The 26284-nt window shown below is 40.7% G+C and carries 28 protein-coding genes; 15 read left to right on the top strand and 13 right to left on the bottom strand.

Annotated features, from left to right (window positions below; translation table 11 throughout):
• Positions 1-11 precede the first annotated feature (11 nt).
• The gene (gene cobA, locus NQT65_RS01285; RefSeq protein ID WP_256850299.1) at positions 12-878 is read left to right on the top strand and encodes a uroporphyrinogen-III C-methyltransferase; all 867 of its coding nucleotides are present in this window, start codon (positions 12-14) and stop codon (positions 876-878) included.
• 269 nt (positions 879-1147) lie between these two features.
• Complete coding sequence (locus tag NQT65_RS01280) at positions 1148-2401, top strand: nitrate regulatory protein (RefSeq protein WP_029771678.1); 1254 nt, start codon at positions 1148-1150, stop codon at positions 2399-2401.
• A 32-nt stretch (positions 2402-2433) separates the two neighbouring features.
• On the opposite strand, the gene lepB is transcribed toward NQT65_RS01280, so the two are convergent.
• From lepB to aceK, 4 genes are all read right to left on the bottom strand, one after another.
• Positions 2434-3084, bottom strand: a complete 651-nt coding sequence (gene lepB / locus NQT65_RS01275; protein WP_004586775.1) for a signal peptidase I — start codon at positions 3082-3084, stop codon at positions 2434-2436.
• Between the two features lie 138 nt (positions 3085-3222).
• Positions 3223-3477, bottom strand: a complete 255-nt coding sequence (locus NQT65_RS01270) for a DUF2999 family protein (protein ID WP_004586776.1) — start codon at positions 3475-3477, stop codon at positions 3223-3225.
• 103 nt (positions 3478-3580) lie between these two features.
• Complete coding sequence (locus NQT65_RS01265; RefSeq protein ID WP_256850298.1) at positions 3581-4543, bottom strand: zinc-binding dehydrogenase; 963 nt, start codon at positions 4541-4543, stop codon at positions 3581-3583.
• A 318-nt stretch (positions 4544-4861) separates the two neighbouring features.
• The gene (aceK, locus tag NQT65_RS01255) at positions 4862-6637 is read right to left on the bottom strand and encodes a bifunctional isocitrate dehydrogenase kinase/phosphatase (protein ID WP_256850297.1); all 1776 of its coding nucleotides are present in this window, start codon (positions 6635-6637) and stop codon (positions 4862-4864) included.
• Positions 6638-6754: 117 nt separating this feature from the next.
• Here aceK and NQT65_RS01250 point away from each other — a divergent pair, with 117 nt between their 5' ends.
• From NQT65_RS01250 to NQT65_RS01240, 3 genes are all read left to right on the top strand, one after another.
• Positions 6755-7702, top strand: coding sequence for a LysR family transcriptional regulator (locus NQT65_RS01250; protein WP_256850296.1), 948 nt, complete (start codon positions 6755-6757; stop codon positions 7700-7702).
• Between the two features lie 196 nt (positions 7703-7898).
• Positions 7899-8201 carry a hypothetical protein gene (locus NQT65_RS01245; protein WP_256850295.1) on the top strand — a complete coding sequence of 101 codons (303 nt, stop codon included), beginning with the start codon at positions 7899-7901 and terminating at the stop codon, positions 8199-8201.
• A gap of 596 nt (positions 8202-8797) precedes the next feature.
• Complete coding sequence (locus NQT65_RS01240) at positions 8798-9229, top strand: hypothetical protein (protein WP_256850294.1); 432 nt, start codon at positions 8798-8800, stop codon at positions 9227-9229.
• A gap of 12 nt (positions 9230-9241) precedes the next feature.
• Here NQT65_RS01240 and icd read toward each other — a convergent pair whose 3' ends face one another.
• Entirely contained in the window at positions 9242-10492 is a 1251-nt protein-coding gene (gene icd, locus NQT65_RS01235) for an NADP-dependent isocitrate dehydrogenase (RefSeq protein ID WP_256850293.1), read from the bottom strand.
• 178 nt (positions 10493-10670) lie between these two features.
• Here icd and NQT65_RS01230 point away from each other — a divergent pair, with 178 nt between their 5' ends.
• On the top strand, positions 10671-11474 hold the full coding sequence (locus tag NQT65_RS01230; RefSeq protein ID WP_256850292.1) for a M61 family metallopeptidase: 804 nt from the start codon (positions 10671-10673) through the stop codon (positions 11472-11474).
• Here the strand turns inward: NQT65_RS01230 and NQT65_RS01225 are convergent.
• Entirely contained in the window at positions 11471-12016 is a 546-nt protein-coding gene (locus NQT65_RS01225; RefSeq protein ID WP_256850291.1) for a dienelactone hydrolase family protein, read from the bottom strand. The two genes, NQT65_RS01230 and NQT65_RS01225, sit on opposite strands and share 4 nt — an antisense overlap.
• 369 nt (positions 12017-12385) lie before the next feature.
• On the opposite strand from NQT65_RS01225, the gene NQT65_RS01220 reads away from it, so the two are divergent.
• Positions 12386-12553 carry a hypothetical protein gene (locus NQT65_RS01220; RefSeq protein ID WP_024033460.1) on the top strand — a complete coding sequence of 56 codons (168 nt, stop codon included), beginning with the start codon at positions 12386-12388 and terminating at the stop codon, positions 12551-12553.
• A gap of 131 nt (positions 12554-12684) precedes the next feature.
• Complete coding sequence (locus tag NQT65_RS01215) at positions 12685-13545, top strand: transporter substrate-binding domain-containing protein (protein WP_256850290.1); 861 nt, start codon at positions 12685-12687, stop codon at positions 13543-13545.
• Between the two features lie 29 nt (positions 13546-13574).
• Here the strand turns inward: NQT65_RS01215 and NQT65_RS01210 are convergent, their stop codons facing one another.
• The 5 genes from NQT65_RS01210 to rnm form a co-directional block, all read right to left on the bottom strand.
• Positions 13575-14150, bottom strand: coding sequence for a YceI family protein (locus tag NQT65_RS01210; RefSeq protein WP_256845100.1), 576 nt, complete (start codon positions 14148-14150; stop codon positions 13575-13577).
• Between the two features lies 1 nt (position 14151).
• Positions 14152-14700: a cytochrome b gene (locus NQT65_RS01205; protein WP_256850289.1), complete on the bottom strand. Its 549-nt coding sequence runs from the start codon at positions 14698-14700 to the stop codon at positions 14152-14154.
• Between the two features lie 120 nt (positions 14701-14820).
• Positions 14821-15660, bottom strand: a complete 840-nt coding sequence (locus NQT65_RS01200) for a segregation and condensation protein A (protein WP_004586788.1) — start codon at positions 15658-15660, stop codon at positions 14821-14823.
• A gap of 5 nt (positions 15661-15665) precedes the next feature.
• Complete coding sequence (locus NQT65_RS01195; RefSeq protein ID WP_126007363.1) at positions 15666-16286, bottom strand: L-threonylcarbamoyladenylate synthase; 621 nt, start codon at positions 16284-16286, stop codon at positions 15666-15668.
• Positions 16283-17137, bottom strand: coding sequence for an RNase RNM (rnm, locus tag NQT65_RS01190; RefSeq protein WP_004586790.1), 855 nt, complete (start codon positions 17135-17137; stop codon positions 16283-16285). Before rnm ends, NQT65_RS01195 begins: the two co-directional genes overlap by 4 nt.
• Before the next feature lie 449 nt (positions 17138-17586).
• Here rnm and NQT65_RS01185 point away from each other — a divergent pair, with 449 nt between their 5' ends.
• Genes NQT65_RS01185 through trpA form a run of 6 tightly spaced genes read left to right on the top strand, consistent with a single transcriptional unit; the run spans position 17587 to position 24175 of the window.
• On the top strand, positions 17587-19155 hold the full coding sequence (locus NQT65_RS01185) for an anthranilate synthase component 1 (protein ID WP_256850288.1): 1569 nt from the start codon (positions 17587-17589) through the stop codon (positions 19153-19155).
• 1 nt (position 19156) lies between these two features.
• On the top strand, positions 19157-19759 hold the full coding sequence (locus NQT65_RS01180; RefSeq protein WP_004586792.1) for an aminodeoxychorismate/anthranilate synthase component II: 603 nt from the start codon (positions 19157-19159) through the stop codon (positions 19757-19759).
• An 11-nt stretch (positions 19760-19770) separates the two neighbouring features.
• Positions 19771-20808 carry an anthranilate phosphoribosyltransferase gene (trpD, locus tag NQT65_RS01175; RefSeq protein WP_256850287.1) on the top strand — a complete coding sequence of 346 codons (1038 nt, stop codon included), beginning with the start codon at positions 19771-19773 and terminating at the stop codon, positions 20806-20808.
• On the top strand, positions 20801-22165 hold the full coding sequence (gene trpCF, locus NQT65_RS01170) for a bifunctional indole-3-glycerol-phosphate synthase TrpC/phosphoribosylanthranilate isomerase TrpF (protein WP_256850286.1): 1365 nt from the start codon (positions 20801-20803) through the stop codon (positions 22163-22165). The genes trpD and trpCF overlap by 8 nt, the downstream gene beginning before the upstream one ends.
• Before the next feature lie 7 nt (positions 22166-22172).
• A complete protein-coding gene (trpB, locus tag NQT65_RS01165; protein ID WP_004586795.1) occupies positions 22173-23357 on the top strand; it encodes a tryptophan synthase subunit beta in 1185 nt (394 codons plus the stop codon).
• Positions 23354-24175 (top strand): tryptophan synthase subunit alpha, encoded by an 822-nt coding sequence (gene trpA / locus NQT65_RS01160; protein WP_004586796.1) that lies wholly within the window; start codon positions 23354-23356, stop codon positions 24173-24175. The genes trpB and trpA overlap by 4 nt, the downstream gene beginning before the upstream one ends.
• Before the next feature lie 63 nt (positions 24176-24238).
• On the opposite strand, the gene NQT65_RS01155 is transcribed toward trpA, so the two are convergent.
• Positions 24239-24817, bottom strand: a complete 579-nt coding sequence (locus NQT65_RS01155; RefSeq protein WP_004586797.1) for a type 1 glutamine amidotransferase domain-containing protein — start codon at positions 24815-24817, stop codon at positions 24239-24241.
• A gap of 400 nt (positions 24818-25217) precedes the next feature.
• A complete protein-coding gene (locus NQT65_RS01150) occupies positions 25218-25487 on the bottom strand; it encodes an HU family DNA-binding protein (protein ID WP_256850285.1) in 270 nt (89 codons plus the stop codon).
• A gap of 172 nt (positions 25488-25659) precedes the next feature.
• Here NQT65_RS01150 and NQT65_RS01145 point away from each other — a divergent pair, with 172 nt between their 5' ends.
• Complete coding sequence (locus NQT65_RS01145; protein WP_004586799.1) at positions 25660-26235, top strand: inner membrane-spanning protein YciB; 576 nt, start codon at positions 25660-25662, stop codon at positions 26233-26235.
• Positions 26236-26284: the final 49 nt, after the last annotated feature.

Below are 26284 nucleotides of genomic sequence, written 5' to 3'. Positions count from 1 at the left end.
GGAGTAAGAAAATGAGTGTTCTTTCGTATTTTTCGGGTATTGAAAGCCCATGGCTAAACAAGTTTGTTAATAAACTCACTCAAGATACAAAGCACAAAGCTAAACATCAAAAAAACGGCCACGTGTATTTAATAGGGGCAGGCCCGGGCGATGCTGAGCTTATAACGGTGAAAGCGCAGCGCCTGATTGCAGCAGCCGACGTGGTATTGTACGACAGCCTAGTTAGTGAAGCGCTTTTAAATACACTGCCTAAACATGTGCAGCGAGTGTATGTAGGTAAACGCGCAGGTAAACACTCTATGCCACAAGCTGCCATTAGTGCCTTATTAGTAAAATACGCACAACAAGGGTTTAAAGTTGTTCGTTTAAAAGGTGGCGATCCGAGTATTTTTGCGCGCATTAATGAAGAAGCCAACGCCCTATCAGAGCACAATATTAATTTTGCTATTGTCCCAGGCATTACCACGGCGTGTGCAGCCTCGGCTTATACTGGTATACCGCTTACTGCTCGCGATTTGGCCCGAAGTGTTACATTTTTAACGGCGCAATTTGCCGATCCTAATAAACTCCCTAATTGGCACAACTACACCTATGTACAAGGCTCTAACAACCCCACGCTAGTCGTCTATATGGGATTAGGACGTTTAAACGCATTAAGTACTGGTTTGCAATCGGTTGGCTGGCCTAAAACAACCCCTATCGCATTGATAGAAAATGCCACCACCAACAAGCAAAAAATAATAACCAGCACGCTTGAGAAAATTACTAGCGAGAGTGCGGTGCACACATTAACGGGCCCTACGCTAATTATGGTTGGCGAGGTAATAAATCATCAAATGGCTATCAGCCCAGCGTTGCTGCAATGTAGTAACGCATAAATTCCCCCTCTGGTGTTTGCTCTGTGCAGTTTACAGAGTAAACACTTTTTTCCCCTCGTTCATGAAGGGCGCAATCGAGTGCAAAAACAACTATTTTTGCACCAAAAAGGTTTATTCCTGTAATAAGGACAGATAAGTTAAAATGGGAACAAATAACAAGTATGGCTTTAAGCAGCTGTTTTAATTTAATTTTAAATTCAATCGAAAATTTTTTAAATGATTGGAACAGTGGTTGCACTTTATATACAAAAAAGTGTGGAACAAGTCCTATGTTATCGAGCAACCCTCTCACAAAACAGTTTTTATTAGCAGCAAAATACCAAGAAATTCATGCCTTAAAACAGCTTCAAAAAAGCTGTGCATCGCTTACTAAACTGGGCGATTTTATACACCAGTTACAAAAAGAGCGTGGCATGAGCAATATTTACTTAGCCTCTAACCGCAAACGTTTTGCTTCGCAGTTAAAACAACAAATTAGCTTAACAGAGCAAACGCAAACGCAGTTTTACCACTCAATTAAAACGACCTTTATTACCGATAACGCCGACACGGGCCACACCCGTTTGTACAATTTAATTACCCATAGTTTGCAATCGTTAGAGGCGCTGCCAGAGCTGCGACAACAAATAGCAAATCAAAAAATTACCCCTGTGCATGCAACTCAATCGTACACGCAGCTTATTTCGTGTTTGCTAAATATAATTTTAGAAGCCGCCGATGGCGCAAGCGACCCGCGCGTTACACGATTGCTAGTGGCTTATTTTAATTTTATGCAAGGTAAAGAATACGCCGGACAAGAACGTGCCTGTGGCGCGCAAGCGTTTGCGTCAAGTAAGTTTACCGTGGAGCAAAAACAACAGCTTGCTCATTTTGTTCAACAACAGCACCACAGCTTTACGTTTTTTAACGAATACGCCGACGAACACGTATTAAAATGCTACCGCTCGTTAACTGATCACCCCGTAAATAAGCAAGTGGATCAGCTACGGGGGCTTTTACAAAATTTAGATGACGAAAATGCGCAGCCGCTTTCTCAGCTTAGTGAGGTGTGGTACGAGGTAACAACAACGCGTATCGATATTATGCACAAAATTGAGCAAAACCTCAGTGACTACCTTATTGACTCTGCAGCAATGCAAATTGCTCAGGCGCAGCGCACTTTAAATTCAAATAAACAGGTTATAAGCAGCCTTGAAGAACAATACATGCCAATGACCGACGGCCAACTCGCGTTTAAACAAAATACCCCCCAAAATACCGCTGCTAATAAACTCAATAGTAATAAAAGCATGTACGACTTAATCATGGAGCAAAGCCAACATATTAAGCAAATAAACCAGGCTTTAGTTGATGCTAAACGGGTAATAACAGAACAAAAAATAATACATCAGGCAAAGTATATTTTAATAGAGCAGCTAAGCCTTAGCGAAGAGCAAGCTCATAAAAAGTTGCAAAAGCAAGCAATGGACTCGCACTGCTCGCTTTATAATATTGCGCAAAAAATTGTAGAGCTAAGCGATTAAAATCGGGCGTGTGGTTAGCGCCCAAAACCGCCTTAAAGTAAGGGTTTTAAAAAGCGGTTTTTACGAGGTAAGTAATAATCGTCGTAATCAAGCGACACAATAATGCGCTCTGCTTTGCCAAGTAGTTCGCTGCGAGGGATCAAACCAATAACACGCGAGTCAGCACTGTGATCGCGGTTATCACCCATTGCTAAATAATAATCTTCAGGAATAGTTATTTTATTAAAACCCGATAGCTGCGAAGGCGTATGTGCAACACGAATCGTGTGTTTGTGGCCATTTAAATCTTCTATTTTATCTAAAGAATCAATATTGCTTTGCAAGTTATTGTATTTAAGTTTAACGCCATTAATTTCTAGCTCGTTGTTATAAAGCGCTACTGTATCGCCTGGCACACCAATTACGCGTTTAATTAACCGGTTATCAGCAGCTTGTGAGTCAAATACAATAATATCGCCTGTTTGTGGGTCGGCTAATTTAACTAAAGGAATATGTGTAAAAGGGATGCGTATATCATAAGCCATTTTATCGGTTAAGATTCTGTCGCCTTCTAATATGGTGGGTTTCATCGAGCCTGTCGGTACTTCATACCAATCGGCAACTGCGCTTCTAAACACGCTCATCAGCGCAATAAATAAAATTAACGAACGGTTATTTTTCCAAAATTTATAAAGTGGCTTCATACCTAGTCCCTACCTATCATAAGTAATAGTATGACTAGCTTAATACCAAGCAGTTCAATGAATAATGTAACAAAAAGTGTGGTGATTTTAGGTAGAATTACCAAGGCTTATGCCTTGGTAAGGAGTAATTTGTGAAGCTTATTGCTGGTTTAGCTTGTCTTTCGCTTCTTTTACTTTTTCAAAGTCTAGGCCGAGTTCGTCGGTGGCTTCTTTAATTAAGTGCGGCTGAGTCATCACCACGGCCATTAACTGCTGTAGTTTTTCAGGCGGAATACCAAGCTCTTGTACTAATGCCATTGCCATCATTGGGTTTTGTGTAAAGGCCTCGAACAATGCTTTTACTTTTTCGTCGCTTACATTGTGCTCTTTAAGTATTGCTAGTATTGGGTTCATTTTTAACCTTGTGTGTTTTGTACGTATTTTATATTTACTAAATTATATTAGCTGAGCCATGCATTAACAACGCCAACACACGCCTCAGTGTTACATTGGGTGGTTATTCTACAAGTAATACCACTTTACCGGCATTTTCATTACGCTCTAAAATAGCATGCGCTTCGTTTGCATCGCTCCACGGTAGTGTTTTATACACGTTAAAGTCGTACTTTTTAGTAGCAATATCATTGTAAAAACGCGCAACTAAGTCATCGCGTAATTGGCGTTTAAACTCAATGCTACGGTTTCTAAGTGTTGATGCATGAAACGAAATACGTTTGCGTAGTAGCGCTGCAAAATCAACCTCAGCAAAACGCCCATCTAAAAAAGCGAGCATAATAATTTGGCAATCCATGGCAGCAATAGCCGCATTTTTATTTAAATAACTGCCCGATACGGGATCTACAATTGCATTTGCTAAAAGCTCATTTGCTTGCATATATTCTACAAAGTCAGTTGTTTTATAGTTAATGGCATGATCGGCGCCAAGGGCTTTTGCATGCTCGCATTTTTCATCTGAGCCGGCAGTAATAACCACCGTTGCACCTGCACTGTTAGCCATTTGAATAGCCGCACCGCCTACACCACTTGCCCCTGCATGAATAAGCGCTGTTTGGCCTTGTTGTAATTTACCAAGTTCAAAAAGCGCACCAAATGCTGTTAGGTACACTTCGCTAATAGCTGCACCTTCTACCATGGTTAAATCATCTGGCAATACCATTAATTGTTTAGCATCTATGGCAACGTATTCGCTGTAAGCCCCGCCTGCGCACAAGCTAAAAATACGTTTATTAAGCCAGCTTTTATCAACATCAAAACCAAGCTCAACCACCGTGCCTGCGCACTCTAAACCTAAAATGGGGCTATCCCCAGCTGGGGCTGGGTATTTACCTTGGCGCTGCATGCAATCAGCGCGATTTACACCTATAGCTGACACTTTTACTAGCACTTCGTGGCTTTTTAAAACCGGTTTATCGGTTTCACTAAATGCAAGGGTGCCACCCTCATGAGAAATATATTTCATTAATGCTCCGTATTTAGCCTTTTAATTAGGGCCTGTTAACCTTTCAGGATTAAAATTTGTTCAATCTAGGGGCCATTTAATCGCGGCGCGAGGTTTGTAACCTAGTGGGCTAAGTAAAAACCGAGCAACAAAGAGTAAATGGCCCCTAGGCAGAAACCCTTCGGGCAGCGCCTGTTTGGCATTTATGCTACGTTATCGCCTATTTATAGGGAACAACCACACTACATAGGCTCTGCCTTGCCCAATTACCAAACAGACGGCTGCAAATTTAACCTCGAAAGATAAACAGGCCCTAGCTAGACATGGGGTTAGTTATTATTATTTAAACCGCCAGCTTTGTTTATACGGGTACACATCAGGCAAATAGCCTGATTTAATTTGTTGTTGGCAAGCTTGCCAAAAATCAGCTAAAAACAGATCGTTATGTTCGCCGTTAAAATAGTTAAATGCCGTTTCGTTTGCGCTAAAAAACACCTTAAACTGACTGGGGAAAATATCGTTTTCTGCTATATCAAAATAACTGTTGGCGCTTAGCTCCTCTAGGTCGTTTTGTGCGCTAGGTACATCTCTAAAGTGGCAATCAGTCAATGGGCAAATTTCATCAAAGTCGTAAAAAACAACGCGCCCCCAACGGGTTACGCCAAAGTTTTTCATTAGCATATCGCCTGGGAATATATTTGCGCCGGCTAAGTCTTTAATCGCTTTACCGTAGTCGGTCATAACCTGTTGTAATGCTTTGTTAGAGCAGTGATTAATGTATAAATTAAGCGGCGTCATTTTTCGCTCGACATACACATGCTTTAAAATAAGCGCCTTACCCGATATGACCATGCTGCTGCCAATTTGTGCCTTCATTTGCTTAAGTAACTCGTCGCTAAAGCGGCTGAGGTCGAACGCTAAATACCTAAATTCGTGTGTATCTACTAAGCGCCCTACGCGGTCGGCTTGCTTTACAAAGTTGTACTTGGCTTTTACTTGCGCTTTGGTGGCTGTTTTTGGTGCACTAAATTTATCTTTTATTACTTTATAAACGTAGTCTAGCCCTTCAATGGTAAATACCAGCATAACCATGCCCGGTGTACCTGGGGCTGTCACGTATTTAAAATTAGTAGGGCTATTTTTAGTGGTATCGACTTTGTAACGATAAAACTCTGTTTTAGCGTGCTTAATAAAGCCAATGGCGTTAAATAACTCAAAGCGTTTTTTATGAGGCATCAGCACGCTCAAGTAATCTACATAGCGCGCGGGTTGGTCGGTATCGACCATAAAATAGGTACGAGCAAAACCAAACAGTAAACTTAACTGATCGGCGCCCATCATTACGGCATCAAGCTTTAACCCTTTATTAGTATTTAATATGGCGATAGCAAAAGGCATATTATCGCCATTTTTAGCGATACAGCGCCCTATTAAGTAGCAGGCTTTGTTTCTAAAAAATAATGAATTTGCGTATTCTATAAACCCGTCGTTTAAATTTATAAGCTCATACACTTGTTTACATTGCTGCTTTGCACCGGCCATTAACGTTGTTTGCAATGCCTGTAAATCGGCGTTTAATTGACTAAAAGGTACTCTAAATGCTTGGCGGGTAATGAGCGTTTTTACAGCATGGTTAAACCCATCTTTAAACGATATTCTCCTTACTAAATTTTCATACGAACGCGGCTCGCTTCTGTATTTTGCTTTTAATACAAACAAATGTACGGTTCGAATTTTTTTATCGTCCCAAATTGCACCAAAGGTAGAATTAAAAAAGGTATGCGCTATGGGTTTATTTTCATGATTTTGCACCATATCGCCGTATATATTTTTAGCTAGTTGCCATGTTTGCGGGCAACTCAGTTCAGCGTAAGCAATAACTCTCACAGCTTCACTGACATTTTTTACTTCCCGTTCGTACACTTGTAAGCGTTCGCGCATGGCAGTTTGCACATCGTGATATTTTTGTTGTTCAAACCGGCTTTGCGCACCTAGCGTAATATTTAAAAACTGCGCAAACATTGCTTCAAAGCCTGCAAAAACAGCGCGGGCCAACTTAGTAGCAATAACTTGCTGTAGCGCATTATTGGATTGATTAGTTAACGATTTTGACATGATTGCAGCACTTTTATTTTTACCACTTATAGCGGTTATTTTTTATTAATTGTTTACACCTTAGCAAGCAGGCTTTAATTTAGGTAATTAATAAAGCATATAAATAAAATTGATCATATGAATATACGTAACGTCGATCTCAACTTATTAGTGTACTTAAATGTGCTCATTGATGAAAAAAGTGTTTCAAAAGCGGCCAATAAACTCGCACTAACACAACCTGCCATGAGTAACGCACTTAAACGATTACGTGATTTATTTGACGACCCATTACTTGTGCGTGCCGCAGGCTCTATGACCCCCACCAGCAAAGCACTTAGCTTAAAGCCTGAAATAGAGTCTCTTTTAAAAATGGCAGAGGCGATTACTCAGCCCAGTGAGGAATTTAACCCGGCAACGGCAGAGGTGACTTTTAGAATAATGGCAAACGACTACATGGAGTCGACCTTAATTGCCCCCTTTATTACTGAGCAGTTAACTAAAAACCCGGGGGTTAATTTTGATGTACTGAGTCCAAGCGATGTAAACCTGCAAGATATGGAAAAAGGCACTATTGATTTAGCCATAAACCGTTTTAATGGCTTGCCTCGCTCGTTTCATCAAGCCAGTGTTTGGCGCGATAATTACTGCTGTTTAACCCACCCTAAAAATACCTTTTTACAGCATTCAAGCCTTGATGATTACCTACAAAAAGAACATGTTTGGGTAAACCGTGCAGGCTGGGGGCCAGAAGCCGCCGTTACCAATAAGTCAGGCAAGCAAAAACTAGGTTGGGTAGATGAAGCACTGTGGCAGCTAGAACAAACGCGTAAAATACGGGTGTTTACACGCCACTACATGATTGCAAGTTTGCTATGCCAATCAGAGCAACTTATTGCCACCTTACCGCGCAGGCAAGCTAAATTATTAACCACGCATACCGATTTAGTCATTAGCCCAGTACCGTTTCAAATAGTCCCTATTGAGGTAAAAATGATATGGAGCCCGCTACTCCACCATGCTCCCGCACACCAGTGGTTACGCCGTGAGTTGCTTGAGTTTGCTAAAACAATTGCGGATAGGTAGTTAGTAATTTTCTTTAATTTAAAATTCTGCTTACAGCTCAAAATGTATTAAAAAAGATTTAAGGAAAATCACTATCAACATTGATTACTCTAATTATTCACTTAAAGAATTACATGAAGCACTTGAAACTATTGATGCAAACAAATACCCGCAAAGATACAAACATCTAATAGAAGAGCTAAACAACCCAAAGAGAGTGGACCCTAAGGTTATAAAGCAATTAGAAATAACAGAGCAAAACTCAAAGAAAGAAACCAAAGCATACGTAACTATTTTACTAGGCTTGTTTTTCATTCTATGGAGCTACTTTACTTATAATGATGGCGTTATACATAATAAAGGAGGGGAACGGGTAATTGCTTCTATCGAATCGAGCCCAAAAAAATTCTATTTTATTATTTTTGGTGCAATAGGCTTAGGGTGTATAACCGTCGCGCACGGTATAGAAATGATAGTAAAACAAAAAAAAGCGCTCAAAAATAACAATTATGAAAAATAAAAAAGAATATCCTTACCTATGCGAAAGCCGCCTTAGCTATATTTATAGATGTATAAAATGTGGCGCTTTTATTAAAAAAGGAATGCACGTTTGCTATCGGTGTGAACATGTTTTTTCTAAAGAAGATGTTGATATTATGATCAAACAGTATCGTAAAAATTATAAGAAAAACTGGCATCATAAACTTTATTTTGTCGTTTTTATCACAACTATTATATGCGCATTGCTCTTTTAAAAATAAAAAAGCGCCATGGTATTCAACTTTGGGAAAATACCATGGCGCTTTTGAAATCGTAGAAATAGGAGTGAACCCTACCCTTTATATTTAGCAACCTTGATGCCAACCCACCACAAAAATAAAAAACTTTAAAATCAAACACCTAATAAAATCATGCTTTTAATTATTATTTAGTGTGTCCCAGTTTTGTGCATTTTTATAGGTTTTTGCACCACTTTGAATAAGCATGCTAAGTGGTTTTTGGTTTGTTGTCATTTACTATTGATAAAATCAATGTCAGTTATTGAAAACAACAATTTCATTAATAATACACTTAGCGCTAAAGTGAAGTTAAGCCAACAAACTAAGAGTAATGATTATGACAACATCAAGCTTCACACAACAAGACGGGTTATTTATTGACACTAATTTACATCAGTTTATTACCCAGCAGTTATGCACTAAAACCAATACCGCTGAGACATACCAAGCACTTGCTACCTTGGTTGATGAGTTTGGTTGTAAATGCCGTAAAACAAAGCACCAACCCGATGACATTTTAGAAGTAGATACGCTACTGCATGCGTACCAGCGTAAAAACCACCCGCTTTGCCATGTAGATGCACAAACAACCGAGGCAGTACTTGATGAATACTGCTGCCAAGTACCGGCTATTATTGTAGTTGCATTAATGGATACGCTTAGTGGTACTCAGTGCGATGAACCTAATGCACACGATATTTACCACCGCGCTGCACAGCTTACTAATCGACCATGTGTACACAAGGCAAAAACAGCCACAGCGGCCTAATAATGGAGTTGCTTAAAAATACTCGATAACCTTTTGTGCAAAGTCACTGCAGCTTAGGGTTGTCGAGTTATTAATATTTTGCGTTAAATCAAAGGTTACATTACCGCTTTTGAGTGCTTGTTCGAGCGCTTGTTCAATCAGCGTTGCCGCCTCATCCCAGCCCATAAACTTAAGCATTAAAACGGCACTTAAAATACTGCTACTTGGATTTGCTTTGTTTTGCCCTGCTATTCTCTCAAACGTGCCATGGGTTGGCTCAAAAAATGCCACATCGTTATTTAAATTAGCAGCCGGCATAATGCCCACACCGCCAACTTGTGCGCTGAGCATATCTGCTAAAAAATCGCCATTTTGGTTTGTGGTTGCTACCACATCAAATTGCTCTGGGTTCATTAAACATTGTTGCAGCATGTTATCGGCTATCACTTCTTTAATAATTAAAGGCGATTTATTAGCGCGTGCTATTTCAAGCCAGCGTCCGTTTTCGTGTGGGGTAGCGTTAAACTCATTTTGCGCTAAGGCAAACCCCCAACGTTTAAAGGCACCATCGGTAAATTTAAGTACGTTTCCTTTATGCACAAGCGTTAACGATTCGCTGTTATTTTTAAGGGCATAATTAATTGCATAGCGTACTAGGCGCTCGGAGCCTTCTTTAGATATATTTTTTATACCTATGCCACAGTCTTGAGAAAACCTTAGGCGCGTTACTCCCATTTCTTCACATAAAAAGTCGAGCATTTTCTCGCTCTCTACGCTACCCGCTTGCCACTCTATTCCTGAATATACATCTTCGCTGCTATCACGCAGCACTGTTATGTTAGTTAAAAATGGATTTTTTAACGGCGATGGCAACGCACTGAGCCCTTTAACAGTGCGCATATTTACAAATAAATCCATCTCGTGCCTTAGCGCCACATTTAATGAGCGAAAACCGCCGCCAAGAGGTGTAGTTAGCGGCCCTTTAATTGCTATTTTACACGCACGTACTGCGTTAATCGTCTCCTCTGGGAACCAATCACCATCATATAATTTTGCTGCTTGCTCGCCGTTATATACTTGCATCCAGTGAATTTTTCGCTCCTTTGCATAACAGTGTGTAATGGCATTATTCACCACATGCTGCATGGCAGGTGTGACCTCTTGCCCAACCCCGTCACCATTAATATAAGCAATAATAGGGTTTACAGGCACTTGCCATTGGCCTTTAGCATCAATAGTAATATTTTGTCCGTTCTCAGGAATTTTAATATGCTGATAAGCCATGGTTAATACCTATACTAAAAATAGTGTTACCTAATTAAATCATGCTTGATTGAGCATGTATGCAATTTGCTTTTTATAATTGATATTAGTTAAAAAAATAACGAATAACATGTGCTTAATTACGTAAATAGTGGGTCTAGTATTAAGCGCGTAATAAGCGCGTATTTAGGAGGTATAAATGAAATTATTTTGGCTGTTATTGCTATTAATGTGCTCTTTAAAAGCGTCAGCTGTTGATGTGGTTATTCATAATTTAGACGCACTGACTACTAAGGGTCAAAAAACGGTAGCTACTTGGGTAAATCAAAGCCTTAAAAAAACACAAAATACCTTAGGCCCATTACAACAAAGCACCCTCCCTATTTATTTAAAGCCACAATATTTTGCTTTTGAACCCGTGCCATGGGCTAGCATAAAACGAAATAATCCCGATGGATTAGAGCTGCATATTGACCGCTACGCAAGTTTAAATGCATTTACAAAAGATTGGACGCTTTACCATGAGCTTTCACATTTATATTTGCCACTACTGCCTTACTCTGGCTTTTGGTTAAGCGAGGGGTTTGCCAGTTACATGCAAAACGTAATAATGCGCAACAGCGGTGTCATTAGCCAAGCGCAATTTGTTCAGCGCCTAAACGCAGGGTTTGATCGAGCACGCTTACAAACTAAAACAAAGCAACAGCCACTTAATAAACTTTCAAGTGATATGTGGAAGCAACGTGCACAACAGCGGGTTTATTGGACAGGAGCTGCATTTTTTGTAGAAGCCGATTTAGCCCTTCACAAACAAGGTAAAAGCGTTGCCGCTATAATAAAGCAATACCAACTATGCTGCAGAGCTGCGCGCACAAGTGCTAAAACGCTCATAAAAGAGCTAGATAAGCTCTCACGCAGTAGTATTTTTACTACCTTGTACGCGCAATATAATACGCGCACTGACTTTCCTGTTATTTCTAAAACGCAGTTAAATACACTTTAAGTACTTTTAATAAGTGCGCAATACTCATCATATGCTTTTACATTGTAATTAGTAGAGTAAGCATTCATAAAACCATGTAAAAACGGTGTTTTGTTACACGTAACTTGGCTTTTACTGGCTAAAGCACTTATCACTTCATCTACATTAAAATGCATTTCGGTATGTGGAAAAATAAACGTACAAGGTACTTTTGCCGCAATATCTAAATGATTTCTAATTTGTGAAGGGTAAAAGCCAATGAGCTTTTTTAGGTGTGGATTGCCTGTTAATAACTGTGCGCGCCACGCGGCACTTGCGCCTGCACTAAACCCTATACAGGCTGTTGGCTCTGTAAGGTTATTGAATACATTTAAGAGCTTAGCTACGTAATTGTCATGGCCACAGGAATTTATAAATTTATTATAATAACACTTTTCACTATCAAGGGGTTGCAGTTCTCCTTTGTAGGGGTCTATAACCTCTGTATTGCCTTGCATAATATCTAACAACCTCACTAAAGGTGCTGTTACACCATAAATATCGCTGACTATTATGTAATTCATACTTACCTTTTTAAGGTTAAAATCCATGCGTTTAAGCAGTTGATAAAATTAAGTATAAGTAATTTTTAAATTAATAGCTTGCACACATTTTTTATTTAGGTTACCTTTCTTCTCTGGTTTTAAAAACCACCGCGGTTAACCTTTTTACCCTGATCCAGTAAGCCCCGCAAAACGTATATTTTAAAGCTAAGTTATTGTACGGCGAGAACCCCTATTAATACCTTGATGATTTTTTTAATATCATCGCAAAAGTGTCATAAAGATCGTCAACACTGTAATGAAGCTAAACACAACATCGTTAATTTATTAACTGCATTTGGCTATAAAAAATAGCGCAGAGTAAATAACAAGAATAAAGTGAGTTTTATTATGTCTTATAAATACAATGGATCTATGATCCAAATTGCCCATCCGGTGCAATCAATTTCTGTAAACAAACAACGTGTTATTTTTAGTGATACACAAGGTTTGAAAAACGCAATGTTTCAAAAAGCAAGCGAAGCGCGCGAATTTGTAAAATGGTTAAAAGCCAACTAATCATTGCGAGCAATTAACTGCTTAAGCAGTTAATGTTAATAAAATGTGCCAGCTTTGTAGCTGGCATTTTACTTTGTTGCACTTAATTGACTACAATAGCGATACTTTCATTGTTTTAGGTAGTTGTAGTAATGCTCCGCGCATTTTTGTGTATCACCTTATATTTAAGCATTTCTTCAGTCAGTTACGCCCACACGATTAACTGGCTAACGCACGACTTTGCGCCCTATTACATTTTAAATGGAAAATATCAACACCAGGGGCGTGATGAAAGCGTTATAACCTTACTCGAGCAACAACTTGAGCACATCACGTTTAATCGCCTTGTTATCCCCTCTGGCAAAGTTACGCAAGAACTAGCCAATAAATCAGCCACACATTGTGCCCTATCACTTTATAAAAATGCATTTAGAGAAAAGTTTATTCACTTTAGCGAGCAAAGCTCAACCACGGGCCTTTCACCTTCCATTGCTATGCATAAAGGTTTGGCACATTCACTAGAAGTGCCTAACTCAGAGCCGGTGTCGTTGCAGGATTTATTAGCAGAAAAAAAGCTCACGTTAGGTGTATCTATGAACCGCTCATACGGCGAGCAACTCGACAGCGTAATAAATAACACCCCCGATGTTGATATCGTTATTCGCCCAACGCGAAATAGTTTAGCCAGCCTTACCTATATGCTTAATTTAAAGCGCTTAGATATTTTATTAGGTTACCCAAGTGAGCACCATTACTTAGCTAAAACTATGTACTTTGAAGAAAACCTAACTCAGCGAGCGATTGTTGAAGCGCCACCGTTAAGTTATGGCTATATTGGCTGCACTAAAAATGAGCAAGGTGCTAAAAATATTCAACTATTAGATGAGCAATTAAAAAAAATTAAGCAAACCGAGCAATACCATCAAGTAATGTTACGCTGGTTACCCCCACATTTAAAACCCTTATTAGAATCAAGAATTCACGCTACAAAAAACAAAAACGCCACTAACTAAAGTGGCGTTTTAATTTAATCTACGCTTTATTATTTACGCACACCTTCAATAGACAGCCCAATATCAACATGGGTAGACGCTGGGCCTAAATTATAATCAATGCCGTAATCGGTGAGTTTTAAACTGGTTTCGCCCTCAAAACCAGCACGGTAGCCACCCCAAGGGTCTTGCCCTTCACCTACTTTATCCATTTCAAACGTAATGCGTTTAGTTACGCCATGTAAAGTAAAGTCTCCCGTTACTGTTGCTGTATCATCATCGGTAAATTTCACATCGGTGCTTTTAAATGTTGCTGTTGGGTATTTATCCACATTTAAAAAGTCTTTACCGCGTAAGTGTTTATCACGCTCAGCATGGTTAGAGTCTAAACTTGCAGTATCTATATTTACTAAAATATTAGACCCTGTTTGCGTTTTAGCGTCGTAACTAAAGCTGCCATCAAAACGGTTAAATCGCCCGTGTAGCCAGCTGTAGCCTAAATGCTTAATTTTAAAGGTAACAAATGCATGCGCCCCTTGCGTATCAATTACATAATCTGCTGCATTTGCAGTGGCCGATAACATCATTACACCCGATAGAGCTGCACTTAATAGTCGTTTTTTCATGTTAGTATTCCTTTGGTTTGATCATTCTTGTTAAGGTTTTATCTTTATCAATAAAGTGGTGCTTTAATGCCCCCAGTGCATGCAAAACAGCCAAGCCAATTAATGTACACGCACCGTAGTAATGAATTTTTCCGGCAATATCGGCTTGTCCATCAAAGTTATAATCCAGAGCTGGTACATTAAATATCGAAAAAACGGCGATTGCTCTGCCATCGGCGGTAGAAATCAAATAACCCGACACTACAATGACTGCTAAAATTAGGTACATAACAATATGCGCGGTATGTGCAATGTGGTTTACTGTTTTATTTTGACTAAGGGGGCGAGGTTTGGGGCTGAATACGCGCCACAAAATTCTAAAAATAAGCACTGCGGCGAGCGTTATACCTATACTTTTATGTAAATCCAATGAGCCTTTATACCAGCTATCGTAATAGGTTAGCTCAACCATGTATAAGCCCAAGCCAAATAAACCAAACACGGTCAAAGCCATCAACCAGTGTAAAGTAATGGCAATAAGGCCATAAGATGTGGGCGTATTTTTAAACATGTGGGTTCCTCTAAATTCAATAATTTAAGAATATAGAGGGTGAAGAAAAACTAAAATAGCGTATACAAACAGCATCTGTGCATATACGCACATACAACTTGAGCTACAGGTTTTTGCTAGTTAGCTATTAGGCGTGTCGGTAAGGTTTATGTAAATTAAGCTATCAGGTGAGACTTGCAAACAGCTAATTAAGCCTTCTTTTATAAGCTCAAGCATAGCAATAAAGCTAACCACTACACCGCTTCGCCCTTCACTAAGGGTGAATAAATCGTTAAACGGCAGCGCTTTTTTTGCGTTACTCAGCTGGGCTAAAATTTGGCTCATCCGCTCACGGGTAGAGAGGATTTCTGCTGTCACTTGGTGATGCTCAAATGTTTTGGCGCGCGCCATCACGTCGCTCAGTGCTAACATTAAATCTTTTAACTCAAGCTCTGGCAGGTTTTGAGCGGTATTTTCAATAACCGGCATAGTTGCATGTGCTACGAAAATATCACGGCCTACACGGGGGATGGCATCTATATTTTCGGCTGCTTTTTTAAACTGCTCGTATTCTTGTAAACGCTTGATCAGTTCTGCGCGGGGGTCTTCCTCTTCTTCGAGCTCCTCGTGCACAGGCAATAACAGACGCGATTTTATTTGTGCCAATAACGCTGCCATTACTAAGTACTCACCGGCAAGCTCTAACTGAAACTCACTCATCATTTCTACATAACTGACATATTGCTCAGTAATGCTAAAAATAGAGAGTTCGAGCACATCTAACTTGTGCTTTTTTATTAAATACAGCAGTAAATCAAGCGGTCCTTCAAAGGTTTCCAAAATAATTTCAAGTGCATCGGGCGGAATGTATAAATCTTCAGGTTTATCTACAACGGCTTTGCCATGCAAAAAAGCCAGTGGCAGCTTTTGCTGCACTGGCTCACTTTGAGTCTTTTTTTCGCCCTGTGTTGAATCACTCACCAAGGTTACTCAAACGGGCTGGTATCGCCACACCCTACACGCAAAATGTGAATATCATCTTCTGATAGGTCAATAACCGTGGTTGCTTGCTCTGCAAGGTGTCCGCCGTCAATAATTAAATCTACGTGTTTATCTAAACGCGCTAAAATTTCATCTGGATCTGATTCTGTAAACTCTTCTCCAGGTAAAATTAACGAACACGACATTAACGGCTCCCCAAGCTCTGCAAGTAATGCGCATGCAATTGGATGCTCTATAACGCGCATACCAATGGTTTTTTTCTTATCGTTTAATAACCGCTTTGGCACCTCTTTTGTGCCTTTAAAAATAAATGTGTATGGCCCTGGCGTATTATTTTTAATAAGCCTAAACATTTGGTTATCTACGCGGGCATAAGTTGCCAGCTCGGATAAATCACGGCATACCAGCGTAAAGTTATGGTGTTTTTCTATTCCACGAATACGCTCAATGCGCTCTTTTGCTTGCTTATTACCGAGGTTACACCCTATCGCGTAGCCCGAATCTGTTGGGTATACAACAACCCCGCCCTGTTTAATAATATCAACCGCTTGGCTAATAAGTCGTGGCTGTGGGTTTGCTGGGTGAATATGAATTAATTGACTCATGATAATGCTCCTTCTTGCCCTTCCCACACTTGCCAAACCCCTTGGCAGTCTTTGGGTAAGTATAAGTTTTTACCTAGCTCTAAATAACTAGTTGGAAAATGAAAGTCAGAACCTTGCGAGCACAATAAACCGTACTCTTGGCTCAATTGCCCTAAAAATTGGCGTTCAGTGGGCGCTTGTTGCGGCTGCGCAACTTCCATGGCATCGCCCCCGTCACTTTTGTATTGCACAAGTAACTTACGTAACCATTTATTAGACATTTGATAACGCCCTGGGTGTGCAAGTACCGCAACCCCACCTGCAGCATGAATGGCGCTAATGGCTGTTTGCATATCACACCAATTGCTTGGAACATAACCTGTTTTGCTGCGCCCTAAGTATTTTTTAAATACCCCAGGAAAATTTTTAGCAACGCCTCTTTCAATCAATGCACGCGCAAAATGGGCACGGGTAATTTGGGCGTTTTCTGCCAGCGCCTTGGCTTGCTCGTAAATACCATCAAAACCGTTTTTTGCCAGCCTTTTGCCAATTTCAATGGCGCGTTCATCACGCTTTTGCTGCTGCGCCGATAACAATGATGTAAGGGCATTGTTGTTTATATCAATATTTAGCCCAACAATATGTATTTCAAAGCTTTCCCACTTGGTAGAAATTTCTACGCCAGATATAAGCTTAAGTGGTAGGTTTTCTGTTTCGATAAACGCTTTTGCCGGCGTAATAGCAGCCACAGTGTCGTGATCGGTTATCGCAAACACATCAATGTTTTTTTCTACGGCGCGGTTTAATAATTGCTCAACTGTTAAATGTCCGTCTGAATGCGTTGTATGGCTGTGTAAATCGTATTTTATCAAAAGAAAACTGCTTAAATTTAAGGGTAATAGATGTTTATATAAGTATAACAACTTTTTTGACTAAATTGTTTTAAATAAACACTTGACACAAAAGCGCTAAATACGTTTTACTGTAGCCACTTTAAGACACATTAAGAATTAATAAAAATGATCAATTCAATTCAACACACTATTTGGTGGTGGCACTCATAATTTTTGGGTGATGAATTGTCGTGTCTAGCAAATATTCAAAACCCGCAACTATGCGGGTTTTTTTATAACTAAATTTTACGTATTTAATTTTTTATTTTGAGGCAAAAAAACATGAATAACGGTCTTACTCTTACACATCGTTGGTGGTGGCGCCTGATATAGCGGGACGGTAATGATCTGTTTGTAATTTAGATATCGTTATTCAAACCCCGCATTGCAAAAGCATTGCGGGGTTTTATTTTTTGAGGGAATGAGGTTTGATTTTTAGTCATATAACTACCACACCAGGCGAAGTTACTAGCATAACGCAAGTGCGCGACTACATTAGTAGCCCACTTGCACTTTATGCATCACTTGATAAGCCTAATTCGCTACTGCTTGAATCAGCCGAAATTGATTCTAAAGACAGTGTTAAAAGCTTAATTTTAGTTGACTGCGCGCTGCGCATTGTTTGCCAAGGTAAAACCGTCACGGTAAGCGCACAATCTAATAACGGTAAACAGTTACTGCCGTATTTAAGAGCCAATGTACAAAGCTGCGATGCAACCTTAACCGACACAAGCCTAACTCTTGTTTATAAAGGCGGTTCTAATGACATTGACGAGGCAAGTAAACTGGTTGCCGATAATGCATTTAGCGCACTACGCACCTGTATAAACAGTATCAAAAGCACCACCGAAAACCCGTTTTCGGTATTTTTAGGCGGTGTATTTGCCTACGACATGGTGGCTAATTTTGAGCAGCTAAGCGACGTACCCGATGGCGAAAACACCTGCCCAGACTACGTATTTTACTTAGCCGAAACCTTAGTGGTTATCGATCATCAAAAACAAACTACCGAGCTTATTGGTAATGTGTTTAATGGCCCAGACGTACACGCTAATTGTTTTGAGGTAGGTAAAGAGCTAGAACGATTAAATGCCTTATGCGACAAAGCAGAAGAGTTTAGTGCGCCTATGCAAACAGGTACTTGCGATGTAAGTGTTGATATAAGCGATGAAACTTACTGCGAGCAAGTGGTTAAGCTTAAAAAGAACATCGTTGATGGTGATATTTTTCAGGTTGTGCCTTCGCGCACGTTTTCACTGCCCTGCCCTGATTCATTGCACGCATATAGCCAGCTTAAAAAGCAAAACCCAAGCCCTTATATGTTTTATATGCGCGATGAAGAATTTGCTTTATTTGGCGCCTCACCTGAGTCTGCGCTTAAATACGAAGTGCAAAGCAAACAAGTTGAAGTTTACCCTATTGCCGGTACTCGCCCACGTGGAAAATTTGCCAATGGCGCAATCAACCCAGATTTAGACAGCCGTATTGAGCTTGAACTAAGAAACGATCAAAAAGAGCGTGCAGAGCATTTAATGCTAGTTGATTTAGCTCGTAACGATGTGGCACGCATTAGTGTAGCCGGCACGCGCCATGCAAAAGAGCTATTAAAAGTAGACCGCTACTCGCAAGTAATGCACTTGGTTTCTCGCGTGGTGGGCACATTAAAGCCTGAGCTTGATGCACTACACGCTTACCAAGCGTGTATGAACATGGGCACGCTGGTAGGCGCTCCGAAAGTACGCGCTGCCGAACTTGTACGCCAAACCGAAGGCAAACGCCGTGGCAGCTACGGTGGCGCAGTAGGCTATTTAACAGGCGATGGTGCAATGGATAGCTGCATTGTTATTCGCTCAGCGTTTGTTAAAAATAATACCGCGTATGTGCAAGCAGGTGCAGGTGTCGTTTACGATTCTGATCCACAAGCCGAAGCTAACGAAACCCGCGCTAAAGCCCAAGCGGTGATCACCGCCATAAAATCGACTTATGAGGCGGTATAAAATGAGCACAGCAAACCCAATGAAAATATACTTTTTAGATAACTTTGATTCGTTTAGCTACAACCTTGTTGATGAACTAACCATGCTGGGCTGTGAGCTTGTGGTATACAGAAATAACATAAGCGCAGAGGTTATTTTTAATAAAATGCGCCAAGAGCCTGGGCAAGTATTATTAGTGCTTTCGCCAGGACCTGGTGCACCCAGTGATGCAGGTTGCTTAATGGAATTAATCGAACTGGCTAAAGGTCACTTCCCCATGCTGGGCATTTGCCTAGGGCAACAAGCACTTACACAAAGTTATGGCGGAGTAATCGGCCACGCTGGCGAAACCGTACATGGTAAGTCATCAATCATTAATTTAAACCCGCACCCGGTGTTTGAAGGAATGGGCAACACCATGCCCGTAGCCCGTTACCATTCATTAATGGCAACCAAGGTACCTGAAAATATTGAGGTAATTGCACAATTTGACGATATTCCTATGGCCATATATCACCACGACGATAAAGCGTTAGGTTATCAATTTCATCCCGAGTCAATACTTACGCCAAATGGTGCAATGCTACTTCAACAAAGTGTTGCGTACTTAACGCGCACCAACTAATAGAGGACATTATGAGTACCCAAGCAAAAGAGACCATAAATGTTCAATACGCTATTGAGCAACTTATTCAAGGCAAGTCGTTAAACTATGCCCAATCAAACGCATTATTTAACCAAATAATGCAAGGTAACATGAGCGAAATAGAGCTCACTGCATTGCTAATCAGCCTTAAAATAAAAGGCGAAGTAAGTGATGAAATTGCCGGCGCTGCAGCGTCAATGCGAGAAAACGCCGTTGCCTTTACAACCACTAGCACGCAACTTGCCGATAGCTGCGGCACCGGGGGCGATGGCTCAAACACGATTAATATTAGTACTACCGCGGCTATTGTTGCAGCTGCCGCGGGTATTAATATGGTAAAACATGGTAATCGCAGTGTATCGAGTAATTCGGGCTCTGCTGATTTATTAAAAGCACTGGGCATTAATATTGATATGAGCCCAGCACAGGCTGCACATTGCCTTGAGCAAACCCATTTTACCTTTTTGTTTGCACCGCATTATCACAGTGGTGTACGCCACGCGATGGGCGTACGTACTGCGCTTAAAACACGTACCATTTTTAATATTTTAGGCCCGCTTGCTAACCCTGCTGCACCACACGTGCAATTACTGGGTGTTTACGATGAGTCTTTATGTATGCCAATGGCGCAAACACTTAAAACTTTAGGCACTAAGCGCGCGATGATAGTGCATGGTTCTGGCACTGACGAAATAGCCCTGCACGGCCCAACTAACGTAGTTGAGCTAAACAATGGCGAAATAACGCAGTACACATTAAACCCAAGCGACTTTGACCTTGCAAACTATTCACTTGAACAACTAGCCGGTGAAGGCCCACAATATAACGCAAATGCGAGCCTCGCTATTTTACAAGGTAAAGGCAGTGATGCGCACAATGCTGCAATCGTAGTCAATGTGGCTGCACTTTTATACCTAAGCGGTAAAGTACAGTCATTAAAAGAAGGCGCACAACAGGTACAAACATTACTAAGTTCAGGCAAAGCCATGAACACATTAAATGCAATTATTGAGGTAAGTCATGGCTAATGTATTAGACAAAATTGTTGCTGATAAAAAACAAGAGCTAATAGAGCGTAAAGCCGCGCGCCCACTAGAGAGCTTTAAACACCTAGCAGTGCCAACCAGCCGCAGCTTTTATAAAGCGTTAGCAAAGCCGGGTACGCAGTTTATTTTAGAATGTAAAAAAGCATCTCCTTCAAAAGGGCTAATAAGAGAGCCGTTTGATTTAACCGAGATCACCTCTGTTTATAAAAAATATGCTAGCTGCATGAGCGTACTTACAGATACTAAATACTTTCAAGGTAGTTTTGATTATTTAGAGTTTGTACGTAGCCAAGTAGAGCAACCACTTATTTGTAAAGACTTTTTTATTGATGAGTACCAAGTTTACATGGCACGTATTTATGGCGGCGATGCTATATTACTAATGCTTTCAGTGCTTGATGATGAACAATATAAAGCGCTACATGCAGTTGCCGACTCGCTTAACATGTCGGTATTAACCGAAGTCAGTAACGAAGAAGAAGTGCACCGTGCCCTTGCACTTGATGCGCAAATTATTGGTATTAATAACCGTGACCTTCGCGATTTAAGCACTGATTTAGCCACCACCGAAAAGCTACGTACGCTTATCCCACAAGATAAAGTGGTTATTTCAGAGTCAGGTATTTACACTCATCAAGATGTTAAACGTTTAGCGCCATTATGTGATGGCTTTTTAATTGGCAGTTCTTTAATGGCTGAGCGCGATTTAGAACAAGCCTGCAAAAAAGTGATTTTAGGTGATAACAAAGTGTGCGGCTTAACCCGAGCACAAGACGTACAGGCCGCTTACAACAACGGCGCAGTGTACGGTGGACTCATTTTTTACCCTAAATCGCCTCGCTATGTTGATTTAGATTGTGCGATTGAGCTGAGCCAAAGTGCGCCACTTAAATTTGTCGGTGTTTTTGTTAATGCAAGCCCGCAGCAAGTGGTACAATACGCGCACGAACTAAAACTTGCCGCAGTACAATTACACGGTCAAGAAAGTGACGATTACATTGCCGCATTACGTTCACAGTTACCTAAAGGTTGTGAAATTTGGAAAGCACAGGCAATTAAAGATACATTGCCAACCCCAGCTACGGGCGTAGACCGCCATCTTTATGATACCCACAGCGATACACAAGCCGGTGGTACAGGTAAAGCATTTGATTGGGCAGTACTGCGCGACGCAACAACCCCCTTTATGCTAGCGGGTGGCTTAAATCCAGACAATATAAAAGACGCGCTTTCTCAAGGTGCCCTAGGCCTTGATTTAAATTCAGGCGTTGAAGAATCTGCGGGTAAAAAGTGCCCTATCAAATTACAAAATGCTTTTACAAGCATCAGAAATTATTGAGGTTATAATGCAAAATCCAGCTTATTTTGGCGAGTTTGGCGGTATGTTTGTACCTGAGCTACTTGTCCCTGCGCTTAAGCAGTTAGAGAACGAATTTAACAAAGCACAAAAAGACCCTGAATTTCAGGCTGAGTTTACAAAATTATTAAACGAGTATGCCGGTCGCCCTACGCCGCTTACTTTAACGCGTAATTTAATTAAAAATCCTAAAGTAAAACTTTACCTAAAACGTGAAGATTTACTGCACGGCGGCGCACACAAAACCAACCAAGTACTTGGTCAAGCGTTGCTAACTAAACGTATGGGTAAAAAAGAAGTTATTGCCGAAACTGGAGCGGGCCAACATGGCGTGGCAACAGCCCTAGCCTGTGCATTACTTGGCTTAAAATGCCGCATTTATATGGGTGCTAAAGACGTTGAGCGCCAACAGCCTAATGTATTTAGAATGAAATTAATGGGCGCAGAGGTTATTCCGGTAACAGCCGGCTCTGGCACATTAAAAGATGCGGTAAACGAAGCGCTACGTGACTGGTCTGCAAACTACCAAGACGCTCATTACTTACTTGGTACCGCAGCGGGTCCTCACCCATTCCCAACAATTGTACGAGAGTATCAAAAAATCATTGGTGAAGAAGCTAAACAACAAGTACTAAAAGCAGAAGGACGCCTACCAGATGCCGTACTAGCCTGTGTTGGCGGTGGCTCTAATGCCATTGGTATGTTTACTGACTTTATTGACGAGCCAAGTGTAAAACTTATTGGTGTAGAGCCTGCAGGTAAAGGCCTAGATACCCACGAGCACGGCGCTACAATTTGTAAAGGTACTAAAGGTATATTGCACGGTACCTATACGTACATTATGCAAAATGACGATGGCCAAATTGAAGAGTCATACTCAGTATCTGCCGGTCTTGATTACCCTGCAGTTGGACCACAGCACGCGTTTTTACACGAAACAGGCCGTGCTCAATATGTGGGTATTACCGATACAGAAGCCCTTGACGCGTTCCAAGCACTGGCTAAAAACGAAGGCATTATTCCAGCTCTTGAATCAAGCCATGCCCTTGCTTATGCGCTTAAATACGCCGAAGAGCAAACAGAAGAAAGCATTTTAGTGGTTAACTTAAGTGGCCGTGGCGATAAAGATTTAACCCACGTACACAGCGTTTTATCACAAGGAGGTCAGCTATGAGCCAGTTAAATACAGATCGTTACGGTAAAACCTTTGCTGCACTTAATGAGCAAAAACAAGGTGCATTTGTGCCATTTGTTACCATTGGCGACCCAGGTAAAGAGCAAAGTATTGCCATTATTAAAAGCTTAATTGATGGCGGCGCGGATGCACTGGAGCTAGGTATTCCGTTTTCGGACCCAATCGCCGATGGCCCAGTTATTCAAGCGGCGAATATTCGTGCTCTCGATGTAAACATTAACACGCAAGATTGCTTTGATATTATTAAAGAAATACGCGATTACAATGCAGATATTCCAATTGGCTTATTATTGTATTCAAACCTTGTGTTTAAACGCGGTTTAGAAACATTTTATAAAGATGCAAAAGCGGCGGGCGTAGACTCTATTTTAGTTGCTGATGTACCACTTCATGAGTCTAAAATGTTTAGAAAAGCAGCCATGGCAAACGGTGTAGACCCAATATTTATTGCCACACCAAATGCCGATGACGATACTCTGCGCCAATGTGCATCTTACGGCCGTGGCTACACGTATTTATTATCGCGTGCGGGTGTTACCGGCACTGATACTAAAGCGCAAATGCCAGCGGGTAACATAGTAACTAAGCTAAAAGAATACCATGCAGCCCCTGCTTTATTAGGCTTTGGTATTTCTACTCCCGATGATGTAAAAGCCGCCCTAAATGCCGGTGCAGCTGGTGCTATTTCAGGCTCAGCCGTTGTTAAAATTATTGAGGCCAACCTTAATGATTTAGATGCGATGACAACGCAGTTAAAAGCATTTGTAGCTGATATGAAAGCGGCCACCGCACTGTAAAAGCTTAAAATTTACGCATTAAAAAAGGGCATTTAAAATGCCCTTTTTTATTAAGCTCTAAACTTAGTGAGCTTGATGCTTACCTTCTAAAATTTCTTCAATAAATTTTGCATTAAATGCTTCTAAATCTGCAGGACTGCGGCTTGTTACTAAGCCTTGGTCTACACTCACCTCTTCATCAACCCAGTTTGCACCAGCATTGATTAAATCACTTTTAATGCTTGGAAATGATGTAACGGTACGGTCGCGTAATTTATTAATTTCGGCAAGTAACCAAGGGGCATGGCAAATAGCTGCAACGGGTTTGTTTTTCTCGGCGCCAAAAAAACCGTCTATAAACGCTTTTGCGTGCTTATCTTGGCGTAACGTATCTGGGTTAAATAAGCCACCTGGCAGCATAAGCGCATCGTAATCGCTGGCACTGGCATTTGTAACAAGTTTATCTACGCTTACTTTGTCGCCCCATTTATCTTCATCCCAGCCGGTGATTTCACCCTCTTTTACCGACACAATATCGATATCGGCGCCGGCATTAAGTAAAGCATCACGTGGAGATAATAGCTCACTTTGCTCAAAGCCATCGGTGGCTAAAATAGCAATTTTTTTGCCTTGTAAACGAGTGCTTGTTTGTAATGTAGACATAGAGTTCTCCTTATTGCGTTTAATAAAATGTTTCAATCACCCTATTAAAAGCATAACCGATGCCAAATTTAACCTATTGAAAATAAAGATGAATATAAATTAAAGCTATCAAAGCTATGTAAATCATTTAGAGGGTTTGAACAATCTACATAGCTTAATTTAAAGTGCGTATTAAAAACCAGCACACAAGCTTTGCTTACAAGATGAAGTAGTTAGGCATTAACTAAAAGCTGGGGATTTATTTTCTAGACGCACCCTTTTAGCCGGGTGCGCCGAACTATAATTTTGTGATTAATAGCGCTAACTAAACCTAAAAAGGTAACCGGGCTATTAGCAAGTATTGGTTGCAGGAACTAGTCGCTGGTACTGGTCACTGGTACCGGTCAATGCAAGTTGCTATTTAAAGGAGATCTTTTAATGCTTTGGCAGGTTTAAATACGGGTTTGTTAGCGCCTTCTATTTCAATGCTTTCGCCTGTTTGTGGGTTACGCCCAGTGCGCGCTGGGTAGTAGCTTAAAGCGAATGTACCAAATCCATTAATTTGCACTTGGTCGCCTTCAGACAGCGATTTAGTAATTACTTTTTGTAAGCTAGTAAGGGCTGCTTGTGTGTCTTTTTTTGTTAGTTCACTGAGTTTTGCTATTTGGGCAACAAGTTGTGCTTTGTTCATTGTAGGCTCCTAAATGCACACTTAATCAGTGTTGGTTAAGTGTGGGAATATGATGATGGATAATTAAAGCCACGCAGGCTAAGGCTTACAGGGCAACAAGTCAACCTTGTAGTTGCCTAGTGTTATGTGGTAAAAACTTCCCTGACTTCTTTTTGTATAATTTAGGTAGTATATGCACGCATTGATTGAATACATCCCGCTAATATTATTTTTTGCGGTATTTAAATTAGTTGATATTTACTGGGCAACAGGCCTTTTAATGGTCACTACGCTTATTCAAGTTGCGTATAGCTACTTTAAGCACGGCCATGTACCTGCCCGCCAATGGCTATTTTTTGCTATTGCAGCGGTGTTTGGCACATTAACCTTAGTACTCCACGATGAGCAATATATAAAATGGAAAGCCACGTTAATTTACGCCGGCCTAAGCCTTACCTTATTAATTAGCCGCTACGTGCTGAATAAAAATCTTGTTAAAAAAGCCCTTAGCTCAATCCTCGAAAACGCCAACGACTCTAAACAGGCGATTGAAGTACCTGAGCCGGTGTGGAATAAGCTTAACTTAATGTGGGTTGCCATTACCGCAGGTATTGCAGTGCTGAATATTTACATTGCGTATAATTTCTCACTCGATTTTTGGGTTAACTTTAAAGTGTTTGGCTTAATGGCCATTACCTTTGTGAGTATTTTGATCACTATTTTTGCTTTGTATAAATACTTCCCTGATGAAGAAGAACCCGCAAAGTAAAACACCTTCGTCATAAAAATGTCGTCTTTGCTTGATAGCGTGTAAAAAA

Source organism: Pseudoalteromonas agarivorans (genome assembly GCF_024518735.1).
In the GTDB taxonomy this organism is placed as follows: domain Bacteria; phylum Pseudomonadota; class Gammaproteobacteria; order Enterobacterales; family Alteromonadaceae; genus Pseudoalteromonas; species Pseudoalteromonas atlantica.
This window is presented reverse-complemented; position numbering and strand designations above follow the sequence as displayed.